12 protein-coding genes and 1 pseudogene are annotated in these 10,973 nt (G+C 38.7%); 3 read left to right on the top strand and 10 right to left on the bottom strand.

What is annotated here, in order from left to right; translation table 11 throughout:
- The 8 genes and pseudogenes from ACTTKV_RS06205 to ACTTKV_RS06170 form a co-directional block, all read right to left on the bottom strand.
- Positions 1-733: pseudogene (locus ACTTKV_RS06205) on the bottom strand (M48 family metallopeptidase); the annotation flags it as partial.
- 8 nt (positions 734-741) lie between these two features.
- Positions 742-1,872 carry a hypothetical protein gene (locus ACTTKV_RS06200; RefSeq protein WP_442549743.1) on the bottom strand — a complete coding sequence of 377 codons (1,131 nt, stop codon included), beginning with the start codon at positions 1,870-1,872 and terminating at the stop codon, positions 742-744.
- 5 nt (positions 1,873-1,877) lie between these two features.
- Positions 1,878-3,239: a sodium-dependent transporter gene (locus tag ACTTKV_RS06195; RefSeq protein WP_442549742.1), complete on the bottom strand. Its 1,362-nt coding sequence runs from the start codon at positions 3,237-3,239 to the stop codon at positions 1,878-1,880.
- 190 nt (positions 3,240-3,429) lie between these two features.
- Positions 3,430-3,870, bottom strand: coding sequence for a hypothetical protein (locus ACTTKV_RS06190; protein WP_442549741.1), 441 nt, complete (start codon positions 3,868-3,870; stop codon positions 3,430-3,432).
- Between the two features lie 146 nt (positions 3,871-4,016).
- Positions 4,017-4,817, bottom strand: coding sequence for a 3'-5' exonuclease (locus ACTTKV_RS06185; RefSeq protein WP_442549740.1), 801 nt, complete (start codon positions 4,815-4,817; stop codon positions 4,017-4,019).
- On the bottom strand, positions 4,814-5,461 hold the full coding sequence (rpe, locus tag ACTTKV_RS06180) for a ribulose-phosphate 3-epimerase (protein ID WP_442549739.1): 648 nt from the start codon (positions 5,459-5,461) through the stop codon (positions 4,814-4,816). Before rpe ends, ACTTKV_RS06185 begins: the two co-directional genes overlap by 4 nt.
- A 9-nt stretch (positions 5,462-5,470) precedes the next feature.
- The gene (locus ACTTKV_RS06175; RefSeq protein ID WP_442549738.1) at positions 5,471-6,844 is read right to left on the bottom strand and encodes a hypothetical protein; all 1,374 of its coding nucleotides are present in this window, start codon (positions 6,842-6,844) and stop codon (positions 5,471-5,473) included.
- The gene (locus ACTTKV_RS06170) at positions 6,841-7,587 is read right to left on the bottom strand and encodes a hypothetical protein (RefSeq protein WP_442549737.1); all 747 of its coding nucleotides are present in this window, start codon (positions 7,585-7,587) and stop codon (positions 6,841-6,843) included. Before ACTTKV_RS06170 ends, ACTTKV_RS06175 begins: the two co-directional genes overlap by 4 nt.
- Before the next feature lie 174 nt (positions 7,588-7,761).
- Between ACTTKV_RS06170 and rpmB the strand changes: the two genes are divergently transcribed.
- The 3 genes from rpmB to ACTTKV_RS06155 all read left to right on the top strand — a co-directional run bounded on the left by rpmB (position 7,762) and on the right by ACTTKV_RS06155 (position 9,436).
- Positions 7,762-7,953: a 50S ribosomal protein L28 gene (gene rpmB, locus ACTTKV_RS06165; RefSeq protein ID WP_103598779.1), complete on the top strand. Its 192-nt coding sequence runs from the start codon at positions 7,762-7,764 to the stop codon at positions 7,951-7,953.
- Positions 7,954-7,976: 23 nt separating this feature from the next.
- A complete protein-coding gene (locus ACTTKV_RS06160) occupies positions 7,977-9,107 on the top strand; it encodes a potassium channel family protein (protein ID WP_442549736.1) in 1,131 nt (376 codons plus the stop codon).
- 122 nt (positions 9,108-9,229) lie between these two features.
- A complete protein-coding gene (locus ACTTKV_RS06155; RefSeq protein ID WP_442549735.1) occupies positions 9,230-9,436 on the top strand; it encodes a DUF465 domain-containing protein in 207 nt (68 codons plus the stop codon).
- A gap of 19 nt (positions 9,437-9,455) precedes the next feature.
- Here ACTTKV_RS06155 and epsC read toward each other — a convergent pair whose 3' ends face one another.
- Both epsC and cysK read right to left on the bottom strand, forming a co-directional pair.
- Positions 9,456-10,007: a serine O-acetyltransferase EpsC gene (gene epsC / locus ACTTKV_RS06150; protein WP_442549734.1), complete on the bottom strand. Its 552-nt coding sequence runs from the start codon at positions 10,005-10,007 to the stop codon at positions 9,456-9,458.
- Between the two features lie 3 nt (positions 10,008-10,010).
- Complete coding sequence (cysK, locus tag ACTTKV_RS06145; protein ID WP_442549733.1) at positions 10,011-10,916, bottom strand: cysteine synthase A; 906 nt, start codon at positions 10,914-10,916, stop codon at positions 10,011-10,013.
- Positions 10,917-10,973 lie beyond the last annotated feature (57 nt).

Raw genomic sequence — 10,973 nt, 5'->3', positions numbered from 1 at the left:
GCTTAGTCGCGCCAAGGCCGCCAAAATAGGCGTTTAAGCGGTTATCGCGCTTGCTGGCATCTATCGTAAAAACGCCGCTACTTTTAAAGCCGCACTGCGTCAAAAGCCCTTCTATACGGCTTTTTAACTCGCCGTCCTCTAGCGGCTGCATTTTATTAAAGATAGGCGCGATTAGCGTCGGGTAGATGAGATTTATCACGAGCGCGACCGAGAAGCTAAGCAAAAATGCCCAAAACCACCAAAAATCTCCCAAAAATCCAATACAAAGCAGTACCAGCCATACAAACAGCGTACCAAACACCAACGTTAGCGTGAGAGTTTTAGCTAGATCAAGCACAAAAATTTTAGGCGTGACGTTTGAAAAGCCGAGCCTTTTGTCTTTGACGAAGGTTTCGTAAATATTTAGCGGTAGCTCCAGTAGCGACGAGATGATCATAAAGCTCATCACAAAGATGATATGATCTCGCAGTTCTCCCGTTTTATAGGCGCTCTTATACAGCTCGCCAAGCCCCCAGCACGCCCACATCACAAATATCGCGGCGTGATACAACAGGCTCGCTATCTCAAATTTTTGATTCGTTATCGCTGCCGCGGCGGCTGATTCGTACTCGCCCTGCTCTAGCACGACGGCGGGCTTTTTAGCCTCCGAGCGGATAAAGTTTGTCTGCAATATCGCCAAAATCGCCTTTGCGGCAACGTAAAAAAAGTAAATACCAAGCAAAAAATAAAACATATTTTTCCTTAAATTTTATAAAGACTAAAGCAACCGTAGTCGGTGCGCACGGCCAAAAATTCCTCGCCATTTATGCGCTCAAATTTCGCCTCGCAGCGCTTCACAACGTGCGAGAGCTCAAAGCTAATACGCAAATTTCCGCTTTTTAGATCGATGACGCGGGCTTTGTCGTAGTTTATTAACGCCAGCCGAAAACCGTCCGCGCTAACACAAAACTCGTCCGCCTGGGCGCATTCGCCTCGCAGCCAAGCGGGATTTAGCCGCTCGCCGCTTGCGGTATCAAGGCAAACTAGCTTGCTAGTGTAGCGTTCCTTGCCCAGTAGCGAGCCATCAGCTAAAAAGCAAATTTTATCAAAAACCCCGAAGTTGCTTCTGAATTCATTTAAAATTTCGCCATTTAGAGTGTTTAAAATTTTGATCTCGTTTTGCTTGCAGCAAAGCGCGAGCCGCGTGCCATCAGCGCCGAGCGCGGCGCAAAGGATCGGCGTGTAGTTTTTCATTTCGGATTTATACTCGACCAGAGGCGAAATCTCGCCGCCTCGCAAAGTAAAAATTTGACCAAACATCGCAAACGCCGCCGTATCTTTCGCAGCGCAAACGAAGCTCGTAAATTCTTTGCTATTTTTAAAGCTCAACCATTGAGAGAGATCGCTAAATTCGCCGCTTGCCGGGTCAAATTTAAAGATAAAATGATCCAGATCCAAAAGCAAAATTTTGCCCGCGCGCTCAGCCTGCCACGCAAGCGGCTTTGGCAGGACGATCTGCTGCTTTACGGCGCCGATCGCGTCTAGCCTGATGAGAAAATCATCTAGCGTGCCGCCCTCTTTGTAGCCGCCGCATTTATAGACGAAAAGCTCGCCTTCTGCACCCGCAAAGGCTAGCGCGCCCGTGTATCCGCCGCCGATGTAGACTTGCAAAATCGCCTCGCCCGCTTTGGCGTCGCTGTTTTGCAGGACGTAGCCTTTTTTTAGGCTCTCCCACTCCTTTTTCACGCAGGCTTTTTGCGCCTCGTACGCGCTTGCAAACTCCTTTTGCGTCTGCCTACTTTTGCCGTTTTTGATGCTCTCGCTGATCAAAATTTGACCCTGCACGCGCAAATTTAGGCGATCTCCGTTAGCTAAATTTACGAGATTTGCCATCAAATTTACTTTAAAAAGTTATCGTAAAACGAGCTGATAAAAAGCACCAAAATGATAAACGGCACGACGAATTTGATATACCAAAACCAGATATTTACGAGTTTTGCGTATTTTTCGCTGCCCTGCATTATCTCGCGTTTGGCTTCGTCTTTTAGCACCCAGCCCACAAATATCGCGCATCCTAGCGAGGTCAGCACGAAAAATATCGTAGCGCTGATGGCGTCGTATGCGTCAAAGATATTTTTACCGAAAATTTTAATGTCCGCGAGCAAATTCGTAGCCATCAAGGACGGTAAATTTCCAAAGATAAATATCGTGCCTAGCACCAAAAAAATCGCGCTTTTGCGTTTTATTTTAAATTTTTCCTGAAGCGTAGTGATGATAACCTCGTAGATCGGTAGCGAGGTAGTGAGCGCGGCGATCATCAGTAGCGCAAAAAATGCCACCGCGAAAAATCCGCCAAAAGGCATATGCGAAAAAACTATCGGCAAGCTCTTAAACACGAGGCTTGGGCCGCTATCAGGCGAGACGCCGTAGCTAAAGAGCGACGGGAATATCATAAAGCCCGCAAGCACGGCGATGAGGGTGTTTAGAATGCCTGTGATGATCGAGATTTTTACTAGCCCTTCGTCTTTTTTAACAAAGCTTGAAAGCGTGATCATCACGCCAAAACCAAGCGAAAGCGCGAAAAATACCTGTCCTAAAACCTCGACAAAAAGCTTGATATTTATCTTTGAAAAATCAGGAGTGAGGTAAAATTTAACCCCTTCCATCGCGCCTTCAAGCGTCAAGTTTTTTACGATCATCACGATCATGAGCACAAAAAGCAGCGGCATGAGATACTTCGCCGAGCGCTCGATACCGCCGACCGCGCCCTGCACCAAGATTGCGTAGTTTACGAGCACGAACACGAGCGTCGCAAAGCTGATAGCCAGCGGATCGCTCACGATATTTTGTTCGTAAAACGCACTGGTAGCCTCGAAACTAAGCACCTGCGAGAGATCAAGCATGCCAAATGCGATCTGCGCGATGTAGTTTAGCACCCAGCCGCCGATAACCATATAGTAGGCCATAATACCAAATGCGCCAAGCAAGCCCATCCAGCCAACGATTTTCCACGCTGGGCTGATATTTTTACCGCCGAATGCGTCCACGGCGTTGCATTTTAGGCGTCTGCCGATCGCGTTTTCAGCCAAAATCATAGGTATGCCGATCACGATCATCGCGATACAAAACACGAGCACGTAGGCTCCGCCGCCGTTTTGCCCGACTAGATACGGGAAACGCCACGTCGCGCCAAAACCGACCGTAGCTCCTGCAACGGCTAAAATGTATGTGAGCTTTGAACTCCACGATTTTCTATCCATCTTTTTGCCTTTGTGAAAAATAGGGATTATATAAAAAAAATGATTAAATTTTGCTAGCAGAAGGCTTCATTGGCATGCTATCCTAACTTTTTGCTAATTTTGATAATTTTTACGAGCAGAAATTGCTTTTGTATTTTTATCTTCGTGGACAAATTTAGGGCGACTACTCAAAAATAATTCAATAAGTTTGTTAGTACAAAACACCAAATTCCACATATCCCTCCATCGCAATGAACAATATCCAGCCTATCTTAGGGTTACAAAAATAGTGATGCTCTGGGATATTCTCAACTACAAATTTTAAAAAATCGTAAAAATACTCAGGTGTAAATTTAACCTCCGCACTGGTTAGATTGTCGCCGATGTAGCTTATCTCGCCGCTTAAAATTTTACTTTTGATGCTTGGATCTGAGCTGAGAAATTTTTTAATGTCGGCAAAATTTTTATATTCAGCCGTTTTATAACACTTTAAATTTCTCAAAACTGGCTTTGAGCCAATAAAGGTAAAATTTTGCTCTATAAACTCCGCTCCATCACTGCTCGTGCGCCACTTCTCACTAAAATTTGACAAAAAAGCAAGCACCTCATCGTCAGCTGGGATGAAATTTGAAATAGGATTTTTCTGGCTCATTTGTCTCCTTTTTGTAAGATCGCCGCAAATTTTATAAAAACGTAAAATTTAGCAAAACTACCCATAAACCTTTAAAAGCCAGAGATTGCATAAAAGCTAATGATTAAAATTGGTAATTTTATATTGATTGTGAATATTTTTTATCGCTAATTCGCACACAAAACTGGTTCAGGTTTTAACTTCACGCTTGGGGCTGTTTTGCTAAAACTTATGAGATCCTCTGTCGTTTGGATACTAAAAGGTAGGCGCGTGAGGCAGACTTTGAAAATTTCAGCTGCAGCTATTGCGTCATTTAGGGCTCTGTGGTGGATATTGTTTATACCAAGAAGCTCTTTTAGCGAGCCAAGGCCGTATTTTTGCGAAGCGATAGTGCGGCGACTAAGATCGATGGTACAAAGCTTTCTATTTAGCAACATACCAAGGCCGATCTCATTTAGGCTATGAGAGATAAAGCCATAGTCAAAATTTACGTTGTGCGCGATAAAGACGCTAGTTCCAAGAAAAATTTTGAACCGCTCAAGTACGTTTAGCAAATTTGGCGCGCCAACTAGATCACTCGCCTTTATACCGGTTAGCTCGGTGATATTTTCAGGCACCACAGGAGCTGCAATAAAGCTTTCAAAACGCCCTACCTCAACGCCATTTTTCATTTTGATTGCGCCTATTTCGATGATCTGTCCGCTCGTCGTACCGCCAGTCGTTTCGATATCAACCACGCAAAATTCCTGCTCGCCAATATCTCTAAATCTCGTGCCAAGCTCGATCTCATTCTCTTCGTTTCTAGTGATGTCAAGCCCAAGAGTTCGCCACATATCAAGGTCGCGCACGTCAATGATAGATGAAATTTCCTCGATATCGCCAAATCTTAAAATAAACTCATGATAGCTTAAATTTTGCCTAGCTAAAATTTCTATGCTATTTTCTAAACGCTGTTTTTTTGGTTTCAAAACTCAAGCTTTATGGCGCGGATGGCTTGTTCGTAAGAATTTGATGAGAATATGTAGTTGCCAGCCACCAAGATATCGGCTCCAGCCTCTTCAAGATCAGGTGCATTTAGTCCGTTTACGCCGCCGTCCACTTCAATGAGGCACTTGGCGTTTTTACGCTCTATTAGCTCTCTTAGCGCCCTTGTTTTTTCAAGCACAACTGGCATAAATTTCTGACCGCCAAAGCCAGGATTTACACTCATCAAAAGCACGATATTGACTTCATCAATGATATGCTCAATCGCACTAACTGGCGTGTGTGGATTTAGCACGATGCCAGGGCTAACGTCATTTTTTCTGATGTGATCGATAAGCCTCATTGGGTGCTTCTCTTCTTCGATGTGAAAGGTTAGAAATTTTGGCTTTAGCGGTAAGAAAAGGTCGGCAAAAAATGAGTTATTCTCAACCATTAAATGTATATCAAGCGGCTTTGTGGCTGCTTTTGCAACGGCATTTACCACAACTGGTCCGATGGTTAAATTTGGCACAAAATGCCCATCCATCACATCAACATGCACCAGATCACACCCAGCCTCACAAATAGCTCTTATCTCAGCTGCCAAATTTCCAAAATCAGCCGATAAAATACTAGGTGCAACGTACATTTTTTCTCCTTACTTGGTTACAAATATAAAGCCAATTTCGTCATCTTTTGCATCTAGCCTATTCATAATACCTATACTATTGTGATCGAAAAAAACATCATCGGATAAAATTTTAGGCAAGCTAACTTTTACTTTTATACCTTTTTGCCAAAGATGAGTCAAAAATTTATTTGTAATGATACTAAAAATTTGAGAATATCCGCTTAAATAATCACTTGAGTCATTATTCTCAGGCATAAAAATAGAGCAAATTTGATCTAATTTTGATTTTCTGACGCCAAATAATACTCTTGCATAAATATCGCCATAATACTGAACACAAATACGCAAATACTCACACTCATCTTCTACATCAAGCGCACTAACTTTAGTATCAACACATAAAATTTCTTCTTCCACTAATGGTGAGATGATTTTGCTCACGATTTGTGTCACATAAGATGAAATTTGAGCAACGGTTTTGTTGATGTTTACTGGCTCTGCATCAAAATCTCTTTTTTTAAGATAAAGGATAGAGTCATCTTCATAAAAGTCATTTAAATTTTTATAGATAAAGATATTTGCATTTTTAAGATACGTCACCAACTCACTAGATAAATTTGCCTCATTTACACCACAAAGTGCAATAAACGCACCATTTTTTTGACTAATATTTGCAAGTTCAACTATAAATTTTGCGCCTCTTATATTTAAAGCGCACGAAATATTTACCCATAAAATAAAAAATTTATATCCGATTTTTAGCATGATATCATGAGCGGATAGATCAAAATTTTCAATAAAATCCGAGTCCATGAAACTTTTTACAGCATAAACAGCAACGCCATCTCTTATAAAAGTGTCTATGTGCTTTGGTTTTAGTCTCACATGATTGAGCTGCGAAACCACACGATCATACGAGCTCTTTTTTCTATTAAACTCATTTGCATCTATAGCTTCAACTACATCATATGAGCGATCTTTTAGATAATCAGCTAAATAATGCTTGTATTGTTCGGTTTGGTTATAGATAAATATCTTGGAATTTGTATCGTTTAAAAATTTGTTTAAAAACAAGCTTGCGATTTGTTCACTCTCAAATAACGAAATATTTGAAATATTTTTAACTGTTTTTGTCATTAACTCATAAAAAATTTCATTGTAATCACAAATCGCAAACGTTATACCAAGTTTTTGTGCTTCGTCACTTAATTTTTCAATTGTTTTACCAAGCCAAAGAGGACTGAAAAAAGTAACATTTTTTAGTGATAAGAGTATAGCACTAACTTCGCGTGAAGAAATTTTGTTTATATATTTTTCACTTAGTTTCAATGGAACATTATCTGTGTCTAAAAAGCCAAAAGGCCTTAGGATGGCAATTGAGCCGTTAAAAGTTAACTTCATTTTTGCAAAGCTTTTTTAATAAATATAATGGTTTGCATATCTGGATATGTGCTGATATCTAAAATTTTATCGATCCCAAATTCATAAAATTCAGGCCTGCTAGCCTCATAAGAAAGTAAAATTTCAAAACAATAAAACATTTTTTTATCAATTTTGCTTAATGCTTGTTCATCCATTTTCATTGCCTTAAAAATAATATCCCAAATATTAAAATCATATCTTTTTTTCAAAATTTTATTATAACTTACATCAGAATATAAAATAATCTCAGACATAGAAGATGGATATCTTGAAAATAAATTCTCACAGACTATAAGACATGCTAATGAATATGGAGCAAGCAATAAATAGTTACAATTTCTTTCTTCAAAAGCATCTAATATCTTTAGCCAATCAGATAAAATTTTAGCATTAAGCTCTATTAAATCAACAATTTTTAAATTAAATATCTTGTAAATTTTTGGAGATTTTAAAAAAATAAAATAAGAAAGCACTATCGCTCTAAAAATATCTATACCCAGCATATTTGCTGCTACCATTATGTCGCTACCATCATAAGGAATATCAAATTTGGCACGTTTCAAAATAGAATTAAAATATGTTTTAAATGGTGTTATATTTTCTAAAATGTTAACCGCTTCAACCAAATTATTGACCGACAAAGAATGTTCGATCTTTTTAAAAAGACTTGGCATCTGCAAAACAAAATCGACATTTTTTTCTATCAATTCTTTACTAAGCATCTTGAATCACTTAAAAATTTAAATATTTTACTGTTTATAACTATGGACAGAAACGTTATTTTATCTAGATTACTTAAAAAACAACTGATTATTTTAAAAAAAGAAACTATTTAAGCATCGCTTTTGTTTATTTTAGATAGAATCAGCAGAAATTTTTGTTTATAAGGAAAAAAAATGTCAAAAAGATGTGCGATAACTGGCAAAGGACCAATGGTAGGCAACAATGTGAGCCACGCTAACAATAAAACCAAAAGAAGATTTTTGCCAAATCTTAGAACGATCCGCGTAACATTAGAAGATGGCACTACTAGAAAAATAAAAGTTGCTGCTTCTACGCTAAGAACAATGAAAAAACAATCAAACTAAGAATGTAAAATGAAGAGGAATTTATGTCTTTTCTCTCAAGACTTTTAAAATTCCTCAACTGGTCAAACTCTACAAAACCAGAAATAAGCCTAGATACAGAACTTTACGAACAATTAAAGCCTTTTAGATTTCCACTAATTTCAGTTGTATTGCTACTACTTTTTGGAACATTAGGTTATGTCTTTATAGACAATTTCTCGCTAATAGATGCTTTTTACCAAGCTGGTATGACTTTTACCACTGTTGGTTTTACTGAAGTTGCTCCAATAACCCCAAGGGGACGAATTTTTACCATTACATTTATCCTTATTGGTTTTATTATTTTTACACTATCGATTGGTATTGTGGTAGAAGTTTTAAAAAGAGGCACATTAATTAGTATTTTAAAGGAACGACGCATGCTTTATAAGATTGCAAGACTAAAAAATCACTTTGTTATTTGTTATCACAACCTATACACAATTGAACTTAGCGCCCAGTTTCGTGAAAACCATATACCTTTTGTAGTAGTTGATGATAGAGAAGATATCGCAGAGCTAGCTCAAATTTATAAGTATCCATACTTTATAAAAGCTCAACCACACACACAAATTGCCTTTTTAAAAACACATCTATCAAGCGCAAAAGGCCTTATCGCTCTTAGCTCAAATATTGCTGACAACATTGCTCTTATCGCATCTGTTAGACTTTATGAGAAAGAAATAGACCGTAAAAAACCTTATCATATTATTACAAACGCAGAGACAGAAGACGACACCCAAAGACTAAAAAAATTAGGCGCAGATAACGTAGTAAGCCCATCTCGTCTGGTCGCACAACGCCTAAGCGCCATGAGCGCAAGACCAGATATGGAAAATTTGTTAGAGCAGTTTTTATACACAAAAAGCTCTCCAATTGACATAGAAGAAATTCTTGTGCCTGACTACTCTTGGATAAGGTTTAAAAGACTAAAAGAGACTCATCTACGAAACATAACAAATGCCGATATAGTTGGCATTAGGGACATAAATAATAATTTTGTACCAATGCCAAATGGCGATACACTAGTAGGAACAGGATCAAAGCTTTTAGTTATCGGTACTGTCGATGGGATACGCTTAACCAAACGTGTCGTAAAAAGCAAGCATAAGCCCGAAGAATTTAAATATGTATAAGCAAATTTATATCATTTGCTCTTTTGTACTCAAATTCAAACAATAGCTTATAATCCAAATTCTGCATATCCATGCATTTACAAAATTTTGATAAAATTTCTCAAATTTTATAGGAGCTAAGTATGCTACATGAATATACATACCTTATAAACGACTTAAAGAAAGTTGATGCTCGTTTTGCCGCTCTTTGTAAAAAACACGACGAGCTAAATAAAAAAATAGATGAGAATTTAGCAAAACCATCAGAGCTTGATAGTTTAAAGAAAGAAAAATTAAAACTAAAAGATGAAATTTATGCTCAAATTTTAAAACATAAAGAGCAAAAATAAATTTATTTAAATTCTAAAACTAGATAATAAATTCTGGCTCAAATTTTGTGCCGTTCACTCGGACAACCCTTGCTGGTATGCCAACAACAGTTGCATTTGCAGGAACATTTTTTAGCACAACTGAGTTTGCTCCGATCTTGGCATTTTCACCAATTGTTATGGCACCTAGTATCTTTGAGCCAGCAGCAATAGTAACACCATTTTTTACAGTTGGATGTCGTTTACCACACTCTTTTCCAGTGCCGCCAAGTGTCACTTGATGATACATCATCACATCATCACCGATCTCAGCCGTCTCTCCGATAACCACACCCATGCCGTGATCTATAAAAAATCTTCTTCCAATCTTTGCCCCAGGGTGGATCTCGATACCCGTTAAAAATCTTGCGATTTGCGAGATGAGTCTAGCTAGAAAAAACCGCTCTTTTTTATATAAAAAATGAGAAATTTTGTGAAATAATACCGCATGAATACCTGGCGTGTTTATAAGTATTGCCAAAAAGCAACAATTATGAACTGACGGATCTTTTTCGCGGACGGTTTGAACTAGCTCTTTTAGACTCTCCCACATATTTTATGCTCCGTAAAGCTCTGTACTTAGATATCTCTCGCCATTGTCTGGAGCTATGAAAAGTACTTTTTTACCAGCGCCAAGCCTTTTAGCTACTCTTTTTGCAGCCACGTAAGATGCACCTCCGCTTATACCAAGCATAAAACCATCACTCTTTACAATGGCTCTAGCTGCATTTAATGCATCGTCATTACTTACTTTTTCTATATCATCAACCAAGCTTATATCCATTGTATTTGGTAAAAATCCCGCTCCGATGCCTTGAATTTTATGTGGACCAGGGTTACCACCGCTTAAAACTGGAGAAGCTTCAGGCTCAACTGCAATTATCTTAGTATCATAGCCTTTTGCTTTTAAAACTTTTGCTACACCGCTTATCGTACCACCTGTACCAACGCCTGCTACAAAGGCATCTAGCTTGCTAAAATCAGCAACAATTTCAGCTGCTGTTGTTAGCTCATGAGCTTGTGGATTGTATTTGTTTTCAAACTGACTTAGCATTACGTGATTTGGCTGGGCTGCTAGCTCGGTAGCTCTTGCGATCGCTGCTTTCATGCCACCAGCTGCAGGGGTTAGCTCAAGCTGAGCGCCATAAGCAGCCACGATCTTGCGCCTTTCAATACTCATGCTCTCAGGCATACAAAGTATCACTTTAAAGCCAAGCGCAGCACCGCACATAGCTATACCAATGCCAGTATTTCCACTTGTTGGCTCAACGATAGTATCGCCCTCTTTTAGTGTGCCATCAGCTAGCATTTTGCTTATCATATTAAATGCGATCCTATCTTTTACAGAACCACCTGGATTAAAAAACTCTAGCTTTACATAAATTTCAGCCTCATCAGCACCTGTTTTTATCTTTACAATAGGCGTATTACCAATTGTTTTAAGGATATTATCGTAGATCATTAACTCTCCTAAAATAAATTTTAAGTAAATTTAGCACAGAATTTAAAATAAAACATA

Origin of the sequence: Campylobacter sp. (assembly GCF_052169515.1) — a bacterium.
Classification (GTDB): Bacteria; Campylobacterota; Campylobacteria; order Campylobacterales; family Campylobacteraceae; genus Campylobacter_A.
Note: the sequence above shows the minus strand (reverse complement) of the source record. Positions and strands in the feature narration are given on the sequence as shown.